Annotated in this window: 16 protein-coding genes; 9 read left to right on the forward strand and 7 right to left on the reverse strand. The window is 40.4% G+C overall.

Features of this window, described 5'->3' with window-relative positions:
* Positions 1-19: 19 nt before the first annotated feature.
* The 4 genes from uvrC to K2F45_RS24615 all read right to left on the reverse strand — a co-directional run bounded on the left by uvrC (position 20) and on the right by K2F45_RS24615 (position 6,093).
* On the reverse strand, positions 20-1,819 hold the full coding sequence (gene uvrC, locus K2F45_RS24600; RefSeq protein WP_070570103.1) for an excinuclease ABC subunit UvrC: 1,800 nt from the start codon (positions 1,817-1,819) through the stop codon (positions 20-22).
* Between the two features lie 93 nt (positions 1,820-1,912).
* Positions 1,913-4,183 (reverse strand): transglycosylase domain-containing protein, encoded by a 2,271-nt coding sequence (locus K2F45_RS24605; protein WP_075994300.1) that lies wholly within the window; start codon positions 4,181-4,183, stop codon positions 1,913-1,915.
* A 239-nt stretch (positions 4,184-4,422) separates the two neighbouring features.
* Positions 4,423-4,902 (reverse strand): 2-C-methyl-D-erythritol 2,4-cyclodiphosphate synthase, encoded by a 480-nt coding sequence (ispF, locus tag K2F45_RS24610; RefSeq protein ID WP_070570337.1) that lies wholly within the window; start codon positions 4,900-4,902, stop codon positions 4,423-4,425.
* A 372-nt stretch (positions 4,903-5,274) separates the two neighbouring features.
* Positions 5,275-6,093 (reverse strand): glycogen/starch synthase, encoded by an 819-nt coding sequence (locus K2F45_RS24615; RefSeq protein ID WP_070570107.1) that lies wholly within the window; start codon positions 6,091-6,093, stop codon positions 5,275-5,277.
* 148 nt (positions 6,094-6,241) lie between these two features.
* Here K2F45_RS24615 and panC point away from each other — a divergent pair, with 148 nt between their 5' ends.
* From panC to K2F45_RS24660, 9 genes are all read left to right on the forward strand, one after another.
* Positions 6,242-7,102: a pantoate--beta-alanine ligase gene (gene panC / locus K2F45_RS24620; RefSeq protein ID WP_075994301.1), complete on the forward strand. Its 861-nt coding sequence runs from the start codon at positions 6,242-6,244 to the stop codon at positions 7,100-7,102.
* A gap of 44 nt (positions 7,103-7,146) precedes the next feature.
* Positions 7,147-7,497, forward strand: a complete 351-nt coding sequence (gene panD, locus K2F45_RS24625; RefSeq protein ID WP_070570112.1) for an aspartate 1-decarboxylase — start codon at positions 7,147-7,149, stop codon at positions 7,495-7,497.
* A 120-nt stretch (positions 7,498-7,617) separates the two neighbouring features.
* The gene (locus K2F45_RS24630) at positions 7,618-7,980 is read left to right on the forward strand and encodes a hypothetical protein (protein WP_248932582.1); all 363 of its coding nucleotides are present in this window, start codon (positions 7,618-7,620) and stop codon (positions 7,978-7,980) included.
* Between the two features lie 376 nt (positions 7,981-8,356).
* The gene (locus K2F45_RS24635) at positions 8,357-10,693 is read left to right on the forward strand and encodes a TonB-dependent receptor (RefSeq protein WP_248932583.1); all 2,337 of its coding nucleotides are present in this window, start codon (positions 8,357-8,359) and stop codon (positions 10,691-10,693) included.
* A 14-nt stretch (positions 10,694-10,707) separates the two neighbouring features.
* The gene (locus K2F45_RS24640) at positions 10,708-11,175 is read left to right on the forward strand and encodes a thioredoxin family protein (RefSeq protein WP_248932584.1); all 468 of its coding nucleotides are present in this window, start codon (positions 10,708-10,710) and stop codon (positions 11,173-11,175) included.
* Between the two features lie 75 nt (positions 11,176-11,250).
* Positions 11,251-11,922 carry an FKBP-type peptidyl-prolyl cis-trans isomerase gene (locus K2F45_RS24645; RefSeq protein WP_088163058.1) on the forward strand — a complete coding sequence of 224 codons (672 nt, stop codon included), beginning with the start codon at positions 11,251-11,253 and terminating at the stop codon, positions 11,920-11,922.
* Positions 11,923-12,124: 202 nt separating this feature from the next.
* Complete coding sequence (locus tag K2F45_RS24650; RefSeq protein ID WP_088163059.1) at positions 12,125-12,718, forward strand: FKBP-type peptidyl-prolyl cis-trans isomerase; 594 nt, start codon at positions 12,125-12,127, stop codon at positions 12,716-12,718.
* 941 nt (positions 12,719-13,659) lie between these two features.
* A complete protein-coding gene (locus K2F45_RS24655; RefSeq protein ID WP_075994304.1) occupies positions 13,660-15,303 on the forward strand; it encodes an NAD+ synthase in 1,644 nt (547 codons plus the stop codon).
* Between the two features lie 284 nt (positions 15,304-15,587).
* The gene (locus K2F45_RS24660) at positions 15,588-16,160 is read left to right on the forward strand and encodes a DUF4136 domain-containing protein (RefSeq protein WP_075994305.1); all 573 of its coding nucleotides are present in this window, start codon (positions 15,588-15,590) and stop codon (positions 16,158-16,160) included.
* 108 nt (positions 16,161-16,268) lie between these two features.
* Here K2F45_RS24660 and K2F45_RS24665 read toward each other — a convergent pair whose 3' ends face one another.
* The 3 genes from K2F45_RS24665 to K2F45_RS24675 form a co-directional block, all read right to left on the reverse strand.
* A complete protein-coding gene (locus tag K2F45_RS24665) occupies positions 16,269-17,306 on the reverse strand; it encodes a GntR family transcriptional regulator (RefSeq protein ID WP_075994306.1) in 1,038 nt (345 codons plus the stop codon).
* Between the two features lie 114 nt (positions 17,307-17,420).
* Positions 17,421-18,491, reverse strand: a complete 1,071-nt coding sequence (locus K2F45_RS24670; RefSeq protein ID WP_248932585.1) for a glycoside hydrolase family protein — start codon at positions 18,489-18,491, stop codon at positions 17,421-17,423.
* Between the two features lie 473 nt (positions 18,492-18,964).
* The gene (locus tag K2F45_RS24675; RefSeq protein ID WP_075994308.1) at positions 18,965-20,332 is read right to left on the reverse strand and encodes an FGGY-family carbohydrate kinase; all 1,368 of its coding nucleotides are present in this window, start codon (positions 20,330-20,332) and stop codon (positions 18,965-18,967) included.
* Positions 20,333-20,337: the final 5 nt, after the last annotated feature.

The following is a 20,337-nucleotide window of genomic DNA, read 5'->3' on the forward strand; positions in this document are numbered from 1 at the left end:
TTGTTCTTCTTGTAAATTTTTACTTTGCAAAATATTCACGAAGTGCTTTAATCTGTTTCAGATTAAGCACTTTTTTTAGCTCTTCATCTGAGGCTTCCTTCGCTTTTTTCACCGATTTAAATTCAGTTAATACTTTCTCAACGGTTGTTTTACCTATGCCCGGAACGTTTTCCAGCTCTGAAACGAAGGTCTTCCGGCTCCGTTGATTCCTGTGGAAGGTGATTCCGAAGCGGTGTGCCTCATCCCGAAGATGTTGAATGACCTTGAGGGTTTCAGATTTTTTATCTAAATAAAGTGGATATTGATCACCTGGGTAGAAAAGCTCCTCCAGTCTTTTGGCAATACCGATGACGGTTACTTTTCGCTCTATCCCCAACAAGCGCAGGCTCTTTAAGGCTGCGCCTAGCTGCCCTTTTCCGCCATCGATAATGATCAACTGCGGCAAAGGTTGATCCTCATCCAACAATCGTCTATAGCGTCTAAAAACAGCTTCCTCCATCGTGGCAAAATCGTTGGGTCCCTCAACTGTTTTCACATTAAAGTGACGGTAATCTTTCTTCGAAGGTTTTGCATCCTTAAAGACAACAATAGCCGATACGGGATAATTCCCCTGAATATTCGAGTTATCAAAACATTCAATATGCTGAGGGAGCACATTCATGCGAAGATCTTTTTGCATCTGTTTTAAGATGCGCTCGGTCCGAATATCAGGATTAAGCTTTTCATATTGCAACAGACGCTCTTTTCTAAAAAATGCCACGTTCTTTTGAGACAACTCCAGCAATTTTTTCTTTTCGCCCAGCTTCGGAATCGTAAATCGAATCCGTTCGTTCTCTTCAATATCTAATTCAAAGGGTACGATAATTTCTCGCGAAAGGCTTTTGAAGCGTTCCCGAATCTCCGGTATGGCCAAGGCCAAAAGCTCCTGTTCACTCTCATCCAAACGCCGCTTCATTTCGAGCGTCTGTGTCTGAATAATAACACCATTCATGACTTTCAGGTAATTGACAAAAGCGTATCCCTCGTCTGAAGCGATACTAAATACATCCACATTTGTAATGGATGAGTTGACCACCGTAGACTTGCTCTGGTAATTGTCCAGCTTATCCAGCTTCGCCTTAATTAACTGCGCTCTTTCAAAATCCAGAGCTGCTGCTGCGGTAGCAATACTCTCCTTTAAACGATTGGTCACCACAGCAATCTTTCCGTTCAGAATATCCTTGATATCACTCAGGTTCTGATCATAGTCGTCTTCGGACTGATACCCTTCACAGGGCCCCTTGCAATTTCCAATTTGATATTCGAGACAGATCTTAAACTTGCCTTTCCGTATATTTTCCTGTGTTAGGGCCAAATTGCAGGTACGGAGGGGAAACAATTCACGGATCAGATCCAATACAATATGCATCATCCCCACCGAAGGATAGGGGCCATAATAACGGGACCCATCCTTGATATATTGTCGGGTCCAAAAAACCCGCGGAAAAGGTTCGTTCTTGATGACAATCCATGGATAGGTTTTATCATCCTTCAACAGAACATTATACTTGGGTTTGTGTTTTTTGATCAATGAATTCTCAAGCAGCCAAGCATCAATCTCCGTGTCAACGATAGTAAAAGATATACGGTTGATCTTCCGAACCAAAACACGGGTTTTGCCATTCAGCTGATTTTCATTAACGAAATACGAACCGACCCGGTTACGCAAATCCTTCGCTTTACCGATATAGATCAGTTCGTTATTTTTATCAAAATACTGATAGACTCCCGGTCGATGCGGTATCTTCTTTAATTCTTCTCTATAGTCAAATACGTCCATTATGTTCCAATATCAAACACCTTTAGCAAAAAAGCCAGACAACAAATCTCGAAAAAATTTATTGTCTGGCCCAATGGTATTCGTTAAAATAACTTAGAAACCTAAGCGATCATCTTTTAGTTTAGTCGCATCTTTGCCGCTTGAATCTGTAGACCCATCTTCGACATCGGAGCCACCACCGCCCCAATACTGATTACAGTCAATGACGCGGGTAAGCCCACCCTGCGGTTGCTCAAAATCACCCTTGGTATACTTCAAATTTGAATCTTTATACACTTTCTGCATGTAGTAAGCGAATACTGGCATCGCTGCTGCAGCCCCTTGTCCGTACTCCATCCTGTCGAAACTAATGCCTCGATCTTCTGCACCAGTCCAAACACCCGTAACCAGTTCCGGTGTAATACCAATAAACCAGGCATCTGAGTTATCGTTGGTTGTACCTGTTTTACCGCCAATTGGATTTGTGAGCTTATACATCCATTGAATACGTCTCGCCGTACCCTGGGATACCACCTTTTTCAACATATCAACAATAATATAAGCGGATTCACTATTTAAGGCTTTTACAACCTTTGGTGCTTTATCATAGATTGGTGTACCATTTTTATCTTCAATCCGTAAGATCGCTGTTGGCTCAATCCAAGTTCCTTGATTCACAAATGCCGAATAAGCACCCACCATATCAAAGACCGACGCTTCATAAGCACCTAATGAGATCGATGGATAGTTAGGCACATCACTTGTTATACCCATCCGTTTTGTCAATGCAGCTACTTCCGCAGCGCCAACTTCGTGCACCAGATAGGCCGTCGCATAGTTTTGTGAATACGCCAATGCTTTCGCTAGGGTAATCGGGTTTCCACCTTGTGCATTTCCTCTTGGTGTCCATCCGTTATAAGTTTGTTGGTAATTGGGAATACTGTAACATGGGGAATAACCATTGTCAATCGCCACCGCGTACGTAAATGGTTTCGCTGTTGATCCGACTTGACGCGTACCCATTTTTACCTGATCATATTTGAAGTGGTCAAAGTCAATACCTCCAACCCAGGCTTTGATATGTCCGGTCTTCGGCTCCATAGACATCATCGCATTGCGCAACATGAGTTTATTGTACTTAATGGAGTCCATTGGCGTCATCATCGTATCAACACTTCCCTTCCATGTAAATATATTCATCGGAACCTTGACATTGAAGGCCTTTTTGATCTCGTCTTCATTCAAGCCCTCTTCTTTCAAAATACGGTAACGGTCAGAGCGCTTCATTCCGCTAACGAGCAGCTTGGCTTTATCTCCTTTAAAAGGATCTCTATTTTTCCATTGCGCGGCAAATTTAGACTGCAGTTGCCTCATCCACTCTTTTTGCGAATCTTCGGCATATTGCTGCATAGACATATTGATCGTCGTATAGATTTTCAATCCATCACGATCGAGGTCATAAGGTGTACCATCCGGTTTGGTGATGGACAATTTTGCAAATTCCTTTTTGATTTCATCCTTTAATACCGCTCTAAAATATGGTGCCAAACCCTCACCGTAATTTGCGATCTTAAGTTCTAAACCAAGTGGTTTTTCTTTTGCTTTTGTAGCCTCCTCAGCCGAAATAAAATTTGCGGCAACCATATTATTCAACACCGTATTACGGCGTTTCATTGCATTTTGAGGATAACGTACAGGAGAATATACGCCAGGTCCTTTCAGCATCCCCACCAAAAGGGCTGCTTGATCAGCTGTCAATTTATCTGGAGTCGTATTAAAATAAGTCCGCGCTGCAGATTTGATTCCGTATGTATTGTAAGCACCAAAGTCTACCGTGTTAAAATACATGGTAATAATCTCATCTTTGGTATAATTTCTTTCTAAGCGAACAGCTGTAATCCATTCCTGAAATTTCTGGATGACACGTTTAAGAAAATTCTTTTGTCGTCCATCCGAAAATAGATTAAGTGCCAGCTGCTGTGTAATTGTACTCCCCCCCTGTTTGTTACCGGTCAAGGTGTGAAAGATAACTGTAAAGGTACGCGAGTAGTCTATCCCAGAGTGATCATAAAAGCGCTTATCCTCTGTCGAAACCAATGCTTTGACCAAATAAGGTGACAACTCACTGTACTTCACATTGGAGCGGTTTTGGACAAAATAGGTCCCTAATACTTTATGATCTTCCGTGATAACTTCGGAAGCTAAATTACTTTTGGGGTTTTCCAAATCACTGAAGGAGGGTAATTTTCCAAATACGCCAAGACGTATACTCAATATAAAAAGGAAACCTATCGCGACGATCCCGACGATAATTTTCCAAAAATTGAACGTATACCGCTTGACATCAGCCTCAGTAAGTTGATTTTTTTTTGATACTCGTTTCATCTATTTACTAAATTTCAGACGTAAATATTATTCATTTTAAAGACCGCAATGCATAGTCCATTTTTCCATCTGCAGTCGTGTTTTGCAAACTTGGATACGGCATTTTTCGATCTTTAAAGACTTCAATTAAGACATTAATGCTCACTCTATCAGATAGTGTGCCAAGAATCCCTACTTTGGCAAAGGTATTACTAATTGGGCCAAAAGCAAGAATTTAAACGTGAAAATATTGAGGCGAACTACGCGCGTTCAATCAAACAAACCGCATAGGCAACCACCCCTTCCTGACGACCGATAAATCCCATCGTTTCATTTGTTGTTGCTTTAATAGAGATGTCGTCGATGTCCAAACCCGTTGCTTCAGCCAGTTTAACTTTCATTTGTGGAATATAGGGTTTGATCTTAGGAGCTTCGAGACACAGCATCGCATCAATATTGCCAAGCGTATATCCCTTCGCAGCAATCAGCGCCATACATTCTTTTAACAACAATAAGCTACTAATGCCTTTCCAGCGCATATCTGTATTTGGAAAGTGGTAGCCAATATCTTCTAAATTGGCAGCGCCCAAAATGGCATCACATATCGCATGGACCAACACATCGGCATCAGAATGCCCAAAGGCACCAGCATGATGCTCCAATTGCACTCCACCAACAATAAATGGATGACCTTCTTTCATCTGATGGACATCAAATCCAAATCCTACCTTAATTTTCATTACACGATTATAGCTATGGTGTCTGTTCATATCCTAGAAAACATGCCCAAACACCCGATTTAAATACAATAAAATACAGCCTATGTATGCTATTTGATAACCTAGCCTATTAGGTCTAGATCAAACCCGATTCATCTTCGCGGAGATCCCCGGGCATGAACATCTAAACACAATGACAGATTACTGCGAAGATAACAATTCGCAGCTACATTTACCGCGACAAAAGGTTTCTAGCAGGTAGCGCAACGAAAATCATTGAAATAACGGTTTGACCGGATGAAAAAAGAGACGCATAAAAAAAGGCTATCCTTGAGAATAGCCTTTTTTATATTATTGTCTGTTTGTTTTTCGAAACGCTTCTAAAAGTAAAGCTTACGCTTCTACTTCTTCGGGCGCAAACTGATCATACACTTCTCCAAAAGCATCGTAGTCCTGATCGCCATTAGGCTCAAAAACCTGAATATCCTTTGAGCGAGCAAAATCAACTATTTCAGTGTTGACATTTTCGTCAGCGACAACCACCATATCGGTAAAATGCAAAGCACCTTTGTAGATCGCCTCATAACTACCATCACCGTACACCTGCGCATCCGCGGCTTTAAAGGAACCTTCTGGCGCCATTTCAGCATACTTTGTACCTAATGTACCTTTAAATTCTTCATTGAACAAAGAGTACATCACTTTTGCATCCTTGAATGTAGGATCGTCTTTATAAGTTGTCTTCACGTAAGCCGGTACCAAAGCAGAGAACCATCCATGACAGTGTACTACATCAGGGGACCATCCTAATTTCTTCACAGTTTCCAACGCTCCTTTACAGAAGAACACTGAACGCTCATTATTGTCTGCAAAGAATTCGCCATGCTCATCACTAAAAACTTTTTTACGCTGAAAGTAGTCTTCATTATCCAAGAAATACACCTGCATACGGGCCGCAGGTAATGAAGCAACTTTAATAATTAGCGGATTATCATTATTATCCACAACAATGTTCAAGCCTGAAAGACGAATAACCTCATGTAATCTATTTCTACGCTCATTGATATTCCCAAAACGCGGCATTAAGATCCGGATCTCAAAACCCTTTTCTTGCATCGCTTGTGGAAGTTGACGTGTAATTTCAGAAATTTTAGTTAATTCGAGGAAAGGCGACATCTCGTGAGTAATAAACAATATCTTCGTTTTTGCCATCTCCAGTTATTTTTATTTATTATTTTCGAACAGTAAAATCGGTCTACAAAGGTACGAAAAAAATACTTACTATGCAATTTACTATTAATCATCGTTTTATATTCCCAAAATATTATGCACCTTTGCCAACAAAAAACTAAATAGCAAAGTGGAAATTTTCAAAACGAAAGCATCTCTCCAAGCATACCTGCAAGAAGCCCGATCAACAGGTCAAAAAATCGCCCTAATCCCTACGATGGGCGCTTTACATGAAGGACATTTATCCCTATTAAATTATGCAAAACCGATCAGTGATATTCGTGTTTGCAGCATTTTTGTAAACCCCACACAATTTAACGATCCGAAAGATCTCGAAAAATATCCACGGCCCATTGAAAACGACATCAGATTACTGGAATCCGTTGATTGCGACATTCTTTTCTTACCAAGTGTTGATGAGATGTACCCCGATAAAAATGAGGCCTGGCATCTCGATCTTGGCGAACTGGACCAAATTTGGGAAGGTGAAAAACGCCCTGGCCATTTCCAAGGTGTCACGCAGGTGGTCTATAAATTATTTACATTGGTACAACCGGATATTGCTTGTTTCGGGCAGAAAGATTTTCAGCAGGTCATGGTTATCAAACGCATGATAGCCATGAAGGATCTCGCGATTCAATTGGCGATATGTCCTATCATTAGAGATCAAGACGGCCTAGCACTGAGCTCTAGAAACGCACGCTTAAGCGAAGCTGGAAAAAGAACCGCTTTGGCACTCTCCCGTTCGCTGCAATATGTAAAAGATCATATACATGACCCTATCCCCCTAGCGGAAATAAAAGACAAAGCCTTACAGATTTTAATAGACACCGATGGGCTTAGCGTTGAATACTTTGCGCTATGTGAAAGTTCAACGTTAAAAGAAGTCAACCACATCGATTTCAGCAAGCAGCATGTCGCACTTGTCACGGCCTGGGTCGAAGGTGTCCGTTTGATTGACAATATGATTCTGAATAATTTGTCAAATTAATTGACAAATCTTTCAAATTCAGCAGAAAGCCCTACCTTTGCGCCATGGTAATAGAAGTAATGAAATCCAAGATTCACCGCGTTAAAGTCACACAAGCGGAATTGAATTATGTGGGTAGTATCACAATAGATGAAGATTTGATGGATGCCGCAAATATCATCGCTAACGAGAAAGTTCAAATCGTAAACAACAATAATGGAGCCCGTCTTGAAACATACGTCATCCCAGGTCAACGTGGATCAGGTATTATCTGTTTGAATGGTGCTGCGGCTCGCCTGGTTCAAGTTGGCGATATTGTCATCATTATTTCCTACGCGAACATGGATTTTGAAGAAGCTAAGCAGTTTAAACCTTCCGTTGTATTTCCAGACGACAACAATCATCTGATTAAATAATCAGGAAGCACTGTAAGCTTAGTATATAGATATTTCATATTTTTTTAATGAGTAGATCACGAATACTCACAAAATAAAATCGTATTTTTGAAGCGTTACCCTAAAAAGTAGCGCTTTTTTATGTACCGAAAAACAACAAAATCCCCACGTCAGCTTATCGCATTTTGCCAATTGGTATTAATGTCGCTGATTATTATTTCGGGTGTTGTTTTTATGCACAAAGAGGTAAAATCAACCGGTGAAATTGTCATGCACACCCACCCTTATGATTTTACCAAAAAACAAAAGCCGCAAGAAACAGATGACCAAATCGAATACCTCAATGTCATCTATCACAATACCTACGTACAAACCGAATTTACTGTCCTTGAATTTCCTATTCCGCGTGAAGTAAAAGAAGAACATTATAATTCATTTTGTCCGGAGGCGATCAGCACAACGATCGATCACTACCACTTACGTGGTCCCCCCTGCTTAGCATAAACCAAAAATCAAAGATTTCGAGGGCCCGTCCCTGGTTCCATAACAATCAAACGAACTTGGTGCAAACAAGTAAGACATTACGCATGTGCTAAATCGCTTGGCTCCAGAACGACAGCATGAAATACCGCTATCGAGATATCATCTTTGATCCCATTTTTATTTGCCTCTTCTTTGAGAATTGTCCCTGTTACAATAGCGAAAACCTTCGCTGAATACTGTCATTATGGTTTCAGTGAGCTCATTGGCATACATTACCTTGTCGGAAACAAGCTATTACCCTGCTTCCGATAAGACGCAATGCCTTGGACGCTATTCATAACGAGGAACAGACCATGCTATACGAGGCCTGTATTTATAAAATTTTTATAAAATTACGATGCTAAAGCAATACACTTTATTGGCCACATTACTGGCTGGTACATCCACTATATACGCCCAATCAAAACTTGAAGGCTACTTATTCAACAAAAACCATGAGGCGGTTCCTTCTGGTACACTGACTTTAAAAAACAGCAAGCTCGCAACTACATCCGATCCAAATGGCTACTTTAAGCTATCCGCCATACCAACGCAAAAAGTAACCTTAAATATATCGGCAGTGGGCTATCGCTCCATCAGCAAAGTCATCTCTTTAGACACGTTGAAGACGCCCTTGCAAATTCAACTGGAAGAAGACAACCTCAATTTGGATGAGGTCGTTGTTTCGGCTACACGCTATGGCGTCAAACGTAAGGACGCCCCCGTGGTTGTCAATGTCATTGGTCCAAAATTATTTAATGCGACACAATCTGTTGCTATGTCGGAAACATTGAATTATCAGCCGGGTGTACGGGTAGAAAACAATTGCCAGAATTGCGGCTTTTCACAAGTCCGCCTGAATGGCCTCGAAGGCCCCTATTCACAAATATTGATCAACAGTAGGGCGGTATTTTCCGCGCTAAATAGCGTATATGGATTGGATCAGATTCCAACAAGTATGATCGATCGTATTGAGGTTGTGCGCAGTGGCGGTTCGGCATTATTTGGTGCCAATGCGATCGCCGGAACCATCAATATTATTACAAAAGATCCTGTAGAAAACGACTGGCAAGTAAAATCCACCAATTCACTCATTGGCGGCAAAAGCTGGGATAATACGGTCGACTTCAATACATCAACAGTTTCGGAAGACCTCAAAAGAGGAGCCACATTCTACGGTATGCACCGTAATCGGGAAGCTTACGATGCCAATGGCGATGGTTTTTCGGAAATAACCAAACTTCGTAACACCACCTTCGGCACAAAACTATTTTACAAACCGAGTGACGTGGATAAGATAACGGTTGATTTTAGTACCGTGAATGAATTCCGTCGCGGTGGTGATCAACTCGATAAAGTACCGCACCTGACGCAGATCACCGAGCAGTTGGAAACCAGTTCGCTTGTTGGCGGAATCACATACGATCACTATTCCACAGATTATAAGCAAAAAATGTCGTTGTATGGCTCTGTGCAGAAAACTGTTCGCGACAGCTACTATGGCGGTCTTGGGGGCGGAACAACCCTTGCGGACAGCACATTAGCCGCAAATGCCTATGGAAAAACAAATGATATTGCGCTAGTTGCCGGGGGACAATATACCTACAACTTTGAAAGAGATGTATTTACTGCCGGAGTGGAGTTTTCATACAACAACACCCAGGATGAAATACCAGGGTATAAACGAACCATTGATCAGCAGAACAAAGGACTAGGCAGTTATGCCCAATACGAATGGAAGCCTTTAAGCAATTTTAAAACGTTAATCGGAGCGCGATATGATTACACCTATGTTGACGGTAAATATAGTCTTGCAGGTATAAACCGAAACTCGGATCAGCGCTTCGGCACCTTTAGCCCACGGTTGACCATCTTATACGATATCACAAAAGACCTTCAATTTAGAGGCGGCTATGCACGTGGCTTCCGCGCACCACAAGCATTTAATGAAGACATGCACGTCACTTCCATTGGCGGAAACCAAGTATTTGTATTGATCGGTGAAAATCTGAAAACCGAATACTCCAATGCCTATACAGGTTCTTTTAGCTACAATAAAAATTTTGGAAATGTACAAACAAGTTTGCTCGTGGAAGGATTTTACACGGATCTAAACAATCAGTTTGTCAACGTCATGGCGTCTGAAAAAGATGGATTGATTATTCAGGAAATGCAAAATGGTGAAGGCGCCAGGGTGTACGGTTCCAATATTGAAATCAATATCGCACCATCCTCCTGGTTCTCTTTCCAAACCGGTGGGACGATCCAGCGCTCACGCTATAAAAAAGACCAACTCATCTATACAGGAAAAGAAGATGGGCAGGACATCCTCACCAAGAAATATGTCCGTACGCCAAATATCTATGGTTATATGAATAGCAACCTGAAAGCGACCAAACAATTTGCGATCGATCTGACGGGCGTGTACACGGGAAAAATGATTGTTCCACATATCCAACAAGATGTAATGACCCTTAAAAATGCCCGGGACTTTGTGGAATTAAATCTCCGCTTAGGGTACACCTTTCCAATACATAAAGATTTCAGCATTGAAATTTTTGGTGGTGTACAAAACATGTTCAATGCTTTTCAGAAGGACTTCGACAAGGGAGCACTACGTGATTCAGATTATATCTACGGTCCAACACGCCCTCGAACTTATACGCTTGGCCTACGTGTTGGTCATTTTCATTAAGACAAATTTGGGATATGAAGCATTTCCAAAAAATATATGTGCTATTGATCCTATTCTTTTATCCGCTCTGTTCTCATGGACAGGAGCGGATAAATTGGATTGATTTTGCACAACTGGATTCACTCCTGACTGTTTCTCCGCGCGAAACACTTCTCTTTATTCATACAGATTGGTGCAGCTATTGCCGGAAAATGGAACAGGAAATCTTTACAAAAAAGGAGATTGTCCAATTAATCAATGAGCGCTATTACGCCGTTCATTTAGATGCAGAATCTATCCAAGACATTTCTTTTGACCAAAGTATATGGAGGCCCTTAAGCAAAAGAAAGAAAACAGGACAATACCATCCTTTAGCTTTGCAATTGCTACAAGGAAGAAAAATGATCTTCCCAACTCTCCTACGTTTTGACAGCGAATTTTGTCTAAAAAGTATACGACAAAAATACCTGAACTCAAAGGAGTTAGCCGTTTTTTTAGAATAATTTAACATTTACTTGTAGCGAACTCCATTATTCCTGCGTTTTGGATTTTATAATTAATACACACTTTAAGAAATTATGAAAAATATCACGAAATTATTAATGGCGTTTTTGTGTCTGGGGGTTCTTTTTACGGCTTGTAATAAAGATAATATCGATTATGATGCATTGAATAGACAACAAATAGAAGCTGCTAGAAAAGAAAAAGCACGCAGGGATTCCCTATTAAGAATACAAGCACCTCTTTTAGAGCAATACGCCAAAACCAAATGGAAAGAAAATGCACGGTTTTCCGACTCTACAGGAATCTGGTACAAAGTAGAGCTTGCAACAGATAACTCAACACCATATAGTTATACAGGAAGTATCGGCTATTATGGTCCACAAGCAAACGCGTGGTCTGCAACCTTAAACTTCAAAGGCGAACTGATGGATGGAACTGTGTTCGACAAAAATACAGATGGTGTTCCTAAAGTTTATGACGACATTCGCGTTGCCATAAAAACTTATGGCCAAGCATGGGTGCAAGCATTTATTCCTACCATTATTAATATCCAAGGTCAAGATGTAAGATTTGAAGGTTTATTACAAAAAGGATTGCAAAAAGGAGACAAAATAAGCTTTATTGCTCCTTCTTACTATTCTTTTGATCAAGTAGAATATACAACAGGAAGCGAAAAGGTAACTGTTCCTAAAAATACACCAGTAGTATACACCATCGACCTAAAAGCTGTTGGTGCTGTTAAATAAAAAATAAAAACAATGCATTCATCGAAGCCGTTCTCCTAGTGAGAATGGCTTTTTTGTAAGTACACGTTCAGAAGTGTAAATTAATGTATCAAAATGTTAATTGTTATAGCGAAAACCTTTAACGAAGAAAAAATAATATACATTTGCAAAGCTACTTTCATAAAGAAAATAGCTTTTCCTTGAAAAACCAATAAAAAATATAATGAAAAAACTGTTATCACCACTATTCATGGGAATTGCAGCAATCGCTTTCCTTATTATCAGCTGTAACAAAAGCGACGATGCGCCGGTTTATGATGCGAATGCACAATTTAAAACGGATTCTGTAACACTTAAAAATTACGTCAGCCAAAATTACCCTGATGCACAATACAACAGCGAAACAGGAATTTGGTATGAAATTCTTGCCGAAGGAACAGGGAACTATGAATATAAAGTGGTTGACACATTAAATGGCAAATACTTAAAATTTAAACCGACTGTAAAATACGTTGGAAAATTATTGAGTGGAAGTGTATTTGATCAAACTGATACTGCCAAAGAATTTGAAATCATCACAAACACGGGGTATCAGTATCCATTTTACAGCACCATTATTCCTGCTTGGACCTTCGCATTTGCTCCGCAAAAAATCGGTGACATGAAATTAGGTGGCTTAACGGAAAAAGGTCTACAAAAGGGCAGTAAAATTCACATCATGGCACCTTCCCTTTATGGATACCAAAACCAGGCTGTGGGAACTATTCCGGCAAACTCGCCATTGGATTTTGTGATTGAAGTAACGGATATCAAATAATTATAGCTTCTCTTGAAGCAATAAAGCATAAAAGCTCCTAAAATGACATCATTTTAGGAGCTTTTTAGTTCAATGAGGTTTTCAACAATTAATGTGTTTATTGTACGATAGTTTTATATGCTAGCAAAATTATCCAAAACTTAAAAGTAAGATAGATCTTAAAACTGATATATTTTAAGATCAACCTATACCTAATAACAATTTTCAATCGCTTTTTAAACAGTGATCAGTCATTGATCATTCAGTCTACACTGAGCAATCACTGAACAAGCACTGAACAATCACTGAACAAGCACTGTCAAAAGAGTTAATTTGATCACTATCTGATTTTAATTTGCCGCTAAAAAATAAAAGAGAAAAAGGGTAGAAGCTATACTTACGTAACAAAAAGAGCGCTGTTGTGCGACAATAGTATGATCCATAAACAACACCTTAAATTAATTAAACAAAGAAGGAAATTGAAACACGACTTGAAACAGGTGTCTAGAAAGAATAAAAGCTCGAAGTGGGGAACTCCGAGCTTTACCTAACCAATTATTAACCTAAATTATGAAAAGTTCTTTATATATTATTTTTAATATCTTTCGTTTCTTTTGATATATCAAAGGTACTACAGATCTGCTTTCATGTCAAGAAATTTAACAGCATTTAACGTTGTTAAAATTATGTTAAAACAATTTAGCACATTCAATACCGTCCCGCGTTGTAAAAAACATACATCTACAACGATAGCAGCTCAACAGATAGGCTCAACATGGACTCACTGTGCATTCATTCCACTTACAGGCCATAGCCGGTAATACGATGTTCTTCAATTGATCGGAAGATAATTTAGCGCTTTTATTCGACCAAGGGCGGTCTGAGTATCAAAAAAAAGAAATAAATTTGTGAGAAGATCCGACATCAATTGGTATCTTATTTAGTTAGACGATTAATAGCATATGAAAATAGCTTTAGCACAATTGAATTACCATATCGGTAATTTTGAAGCAAATACTAAAAAAATAATTAGCGCGATCCAACAGGCCAAAGAAGCAACGGCCGATCTTATTATTTTCGCCGAACTCGCGATTGGTGGTTATCCTGCCAAGGATCTTTTGCGAAGTAAGGCCTTTAAACGTCAATGCGATGAAGCTATTCATCAAATCGCTGCTCATTGTCAGGATATCGCCTGTATCATCGGAGCCCCAGTCAAAAACAGTGATCCTGAGGGCAAAGAGCTTTATAATACCGCTGTATTTATTGAGCATGGGGAAGTCCGAAACATTGTTAAAAAAGGCCTTTTGCCCGATTATGATGTATTTGATGAATATCGTTATTTTGAGCCCAGCAGACGTTTTGATTGTATCGAGTTGAACGGCGTAAAAATCGCCTTAACCATATGTGAAGATTTGTGGGATGACGACGAAGGGGGCAATTCTTACGTTGGTGACCCCATGGCAGAGCTGAGAAAAGAAAATCCAGACCTCCTCATCAACATTGCGGCATCCCCTTTTTCCTATACCCATTTTGATGAACGGATCAAGGTCCTCAGCCAACAGGTAAAAAAGTCTGGCAGACCGCTAATTTATGTCAATCAAATTGGCGCTCACATGGATATTATCTTTGACGGCCGCTCAATCGCCCTGAATAATGAAGGAACAAAAATTGCTGAGCTAAAAAGCTTTGAAGAAGATCTTCAATTTGTCACCTATCATCAACGAAATATAACCTCCACCACAGCATCTTCGAAAGAGTCTATTGCTGAGATGGCTCTTATACATGATGCATTGATCCTCGGGCTACGTGATTATTTTCAAAAATCTGGTTTCAAGAAGGCGGTTTTAGGTCTGTCCGGTGGGCTAGATTCGGCCTTAGTTGCTGCTTTGGCCTGCGAGGCTCTGGGTGCCGATAATGTATTAGCCATTCTGATGCCATCGGTCTACTCTTCCGACCATTCGATAAAAGACGCGATGGATCTCGTCAACAATACCGGTTGCAAACATTATATCGTTCCGATCAAAGATATCGCCAATGCCTTCGAACATAGTTTAGCTCCTCTTTTTGAAGGGCTACAGCCAGATACGACTGAAGAGAATATTCAAGCGCGCGCACGTGCGGTAATTCTGATGGCCGCTTCCAATAAATTCGGCAATATTTTACTCAATACATCCAACAAAAGTGAGGCTGCTGTAGGATATGGTACACTCTATGGTGATATGGCAGGCTCCATCTCTGTAATCGGTGATGTTTACAAATCCAAAGCCTACGATTTAGCGCGCTATATCAATCGAGAAAGGGAGATCATTCCAGTCAATACCATTGAAAAAGCGCCTTCTGCGGAACTTCGACCAGATCAAAAAGATTCGGACTCGCTACCCGAATACGATCTATTGGATCAAATCCTCTTTGAACTTATCGAAAATGAGAAAGCGGGATCTGAGGTTGTAGCAATGGGCTTTGAAAAATCGTTAGTAGAAAGGGTATGTAAATTAGTTAATAATGCGGAATTCAAACGTTTTCAAGCTCCGCCTATCCTGCGTGTTAGTCCAAAAGCTTTTGGTCCAGGAAGGCAGATTCCGTTGGTGGCAAAATATCCTTATTAATTTTACAATTCGGATTAAACCATATTTATAGTTTTTTGTCTAAAGTAATAGATTGTAAAATCAAAAAGGATGGTAGCATCCCGGACGATAAAAAAACAATTGCCATGAAGACCGTCAACTGTACAATTTTTACAATTGAAAGGTATGCGGATAAAGAATAAAAACAAATTAGTTAAATAAATATAAGTTCCATATAGGCCATGAACCATCATGAGTGTGGTTGTCCAATGCAGCGACAAAATACTCATGGTAGATTCATCACAGTTGATAAATAAATTACTACGATGAAAAAGATTCTATTATTTTTGGTGCTTTGCGTTGCACTCGCATCATGTTCGTCTTATCAATACAATACCACTCGGGTAGAAAAGATGGATTTTACTCCTTTCAAGACGTATGCTTGGTTACCTCCGGTAGACTCGCTTTCGAAGTCTTATTTTGACAACGATATCGCCAAAGCCAATATCCTGGATGCCGCGAATACTGCGCTGGAGGCAAAGGGCCTACAATATTCTAAAGATAATCCTGATTTACTATTTCGGTATATTACCATTGTCAACAATAAAAGCCGTTTGGTCTATGGTGGCGGCGGTTATTACGGATGGGGTGGCCCCTGGGGCTGGTACCGTCCATGGTTTTCACCATATTACTATGGCGGCGGCTATTACCCAGTTGCAAAAGAACGCTATCGTTATGGCCATTTGATTATCGAGGCCATCGATCGCAAAACGAACGCTGTGATCTGGCAGGCACGTGGTTCTGGCGATGTTGACAACCCCGAAAAAGCAATTAATAACATCAGCAAGGTTGCAAAAGGTGTTATTGACTTGTTCCCTGTGAAGACCTTAAAGAAATAAAAACCTACTAGCTGCTTCTTTGATTATTGCATCATAATACGCAAAGAGCTAGAAAATATTTATCAAAAAAAACAGGCTAATCAGCGCGATTAGCCTGTTTTTTTGGGTCTATACAGAAGGCCTAAGCTTTAAATAGAATGGCACTTCAACGCGATCTTTAGATTTATTGATAATCAATTCAGCAGCCATTCTCCCCATCATTTCAAAGTCAGTCGATATTGTCGTAATACCATTTAGGATAAACTTTTTCAATGGAGTTTCATTATAGGAAATGATACCCACATCTTTTCCTATGACCAGTTTTTTCTGAATAACCTTGTTTAACAATTTTACCAGATCATCTTCTATAATATTGATGTAACATGTTCCTTTCTCTACTTTCTCTTCATCAATATCGGATACGAGCTCGTGTTCAAATGCATATTGCTGACAAAACTTATAAAAGCCCTTGATAATGGCTTTTGGAAAGTCGCTATAATCGGGAAATACCAGTTTCAAATTCTTGTACTTACTCAGTACGTCATTAGCTTCCTCCAATGCGGAATAAATATCATGTTCGTAATTTTCATAAACTGCAGGAAAGTCTCCGGGCACATCTTCAATAAACTTACCCAATAACATCAGCTTTTCTGTCGGAATCTTACGGATGATGTCAGGTGCTTTGTCCCTTCCTTCTTTGAAATGTGGAAATAGAACATAGTGGTCATATGTCTTTGTTAAGCTTCCCAACAGTGTATTCAGATACGATAGGTCCGAATTGTATACAAATAGATCCAGGTTGGCATAGTCACTCAGCTCTTTTGCAAAGGAATCGTATACTATTTTTTTATGGGCACTTAGTTTGTTTAGAAAGAGTGCTATCTTAAGTTTAGATTCGACATCCGTTTTATTCACATAATACCCTTTTCCCGGGTTAGATGCGATAATTTCATTTTTCTTAAGATAACGATAGGCCTTCTCAACCGTATCACGGGATATTTCGAGATAAGTGCTTAATTCATTAATGGAAGGCAACATATCATCTCTGACCAATGTTTCATTTTTAACAGCATCTATAATTGTATTTGCCAATTGCAAATATTTTGGAGTAGCAGAAAAATCACTGATTTCTAATGTTTTCAGAAACTGATTTATGGAATTGGTCATTGTAAGATCTAAATAAACCCTAAATTACTGATTTCAATAGTTTAAAACAAGTTGGTTAATATTTATCCATTCACAAATTGCTGAAGTTATCTGGATCAAAAAAACAAAAATAGATTACTCCCATCCTAGTACCACCTGACCTAAACCAAAAAAGACCTTCCCTTGCTTCGTATAGCGTGCGGTGTAAACGACGGTAAACGATCCATCTTCTTCTTCTATCGCACCCAATGGTGTACGGGTGGCATGGTCACCGGCATCGGCCCAAAGGTTGTTGGGGGACTGTACCTTCAGCCGGCGCTCTTTAGCCCAATGGATACCATCGTCAGAAAGGCTGTAGCCGATTTCCTGATCACCAAAAGAATCAAAAATAGCGAGATAGCCACCAGCTTTAAGTTCTGTAACTTCTACATTTTCATTAAAAATAGCCGAAATCGGGATGGGGTTTTGTCCTTCGGGCAGCCGGGTCCAGGGGCCACTTAATCGGGGAGCTTTCGCGATCCCCAGTGGCCAATCGCTCTTGGGCACATGATTATGTCCATCGTAAAATGCATACCAGCTATCCCCTACCCGATAAGGATTGAATGCTGCGATAGCTTGCTGCCCTTCCCAGGATTGACTGTTTGCATCGGGCTGCAAGACAATACCCGTATCGACATAAGGTCCTGCTATACCATCCCGACCCGCAACCGTCGATTTTGCCCGCCAGATGCGACCGGCATAGTCATAGCCTTCCAGTTCGCCCCGGGCCTTGTCACCGCCACGATAGGCCACATAAAAGATATTCCAGGCCTGCTCTTCTTCATTAAATTCAACAGCGGTCACCCACACTTCTGAGCGCAGGTTAGTTGCCGAACGGCCGGGTACACTCTCAACGACGGTGGATTTTCTTTTCCAGGTTACCGCATCTGTACTTGTCCAATAGGCAATCCGCATATCCAAATGTGGCCGACCAAACATTTCATTGACAAACATGTGATATACGCCCTTGATTTTGACAACCTGACCGGTTTCAAAGCCACTTTTATTGCCGCTAGCGCTAATATCTGGGTGCTTATGGTCAATAATTGGGCCTTCTTGAATCTGTTTAACGACTAATTCCTTTTTTCCCTGTGCACAAACTGTTACAGCCATGAAAATACTGGTTATTAAAGCACTGAAGTATAATTCCCCTGATTTTCTACGCATGGTTATCTTTTTGATCAAATTGGTTTTTGTATTATCCTATTAAAACCTGTTTGCTCCTACTTATGTCCTTATTGACAGCGCAAGCACTAGGTTACAGATGTATTTTTCCAATAAAAATAATCAAGCTTTTCCGAGCAACTGTTCTGCACCGTTATGCCCATCAACAGTTCAGGACAGTCAAATCATTTCTTTTCATGATCTTTAAACCATCATATAATAATTAATATAATTATTCATAATTTTAGGTTAAAAAAAGGTTTTCATTCTCCCCGTTTGAAAGCCTTTTTTATGTTCAATTGTATCTTGGAGATAACCGCTCTTAATCACCCCTGATTTATTTTCTTCCGTATATCCTTCCCATTCGATCTAAATACCTTAAAAAGCTGCTGTGGTCCTATAAAAAAGGCCAGACAACGAATTGCCTGACCTCACACGATAACTAATAAAAAAACTAAATTTATTCACCTAATTCATTAATGCAATGCTTGTTTTGTTCTGAAATAACGCAGCTCAATGATATCATTGGGGATGGCTTGCGTATTCCAATGGTCGTGAATGACGAGTGCCGCTCCCAGGGCAGTGGCCTGCGCCATGGAAGCACCGAATACTTCACTGTTGGGAAAGGCTTGTGCGAGTAAGGCCATATAGATCGGATTGCGGCTAAAACCACCATCCACAAATATGCGCTGTACGCCTTTTTGGTTCATCACCAGCGATGTTGTTTTAATCTGTGCCTTGACCAAATGCATGATCAGCACATGATAAGCCTCGCTATAATTATCAAAATGACTCAGGTCTATCGTCGAAAAAGCAGATAATTCATCTGAGATATCCAAAGCCTGATATTTCTCTATAATAGCCCAGTCCAATGTAATCTGCTTGAATTTCCCGGTAGATACCTGAAATGCTTTAGCAATCCGTTTCATCTGTTCCTCGTGCTCATAGCCTGCAAACAAACGGGATGCTTTGACCGGTTTACCCGTATAGGTCATATATAAGAGACAGTCGTTATTCAACTCATCTTGGGTCAGCGGATCCGTGTTAAATGGATTGAATGATATGCACCAGGTACCCGTGGAAATCAAGATAAAAGGTTCATGAAAATTCAATAAATAGGGGATCAATGCCGAGGAACTATCATGTAGTCCGCTCCCCACCAGATACCCACTACCTGGAAATGTTGCCCGATATAAACGATCACCAGGGACAATAGGGGCCATTTTTTCGATGATGCCGCTATCCTTCACCCATTGATGGTAATCATTTTTCCGATAATCCCAGAGTGCTGTATGACAGCCTATACTGGTCATATCTGCATAAGGCGTACCCGAGATCAGATAACTCAGGTATTGGGGCAGGTGAAGTGCCCATTTTACTTCCTTGAAGATCGCCGGTTTCAATTTGGACAGACGATAGACCTGCAGGCCTGAATTGAGGCTTCCCAAACTTGGCGAGGAGGTCTCCGTCGAAAATTTCTCTTTGCCACCATACTGGGCATAAAAGGATTCCAGCATTTTTTTCGGATATTCTTTCAAGTAATTGTACAGGGGTGTCAATGGGCGGCCATCTTTGTCGATATAGACAAAGCTTGCTCCATAGGAGGTGAAATTAATGGCCTTGATCTCAAACTCCCCTTTCCGAAATACTTCATGCAATGAATCAAACACAGATAGGCGCAAACTTTCCAGGTTTTCACAGGGATCGCCGTCTTCATCTACTGTTTCCAAAAAACGGGCTGACCGCTCAAATACGATCTGATACTGCTCGTTAAATAGAAACAACTTCTTATTCGTCTTCCCGACATCAAATATCGCCACTACCGGTATTGGTTTCCCCTTCATTTCTC

Source organism: Sphingobacterium siyangense (genome assembly GCF_023277505.1).
GTDB classification, from domain to species: Bacteria; Bacteroidota; Bacteroidia; order Sphingobacteriales; family Sphingobacteriaceae; genus Sphingobacterium; species Sphingobacterium siyangense.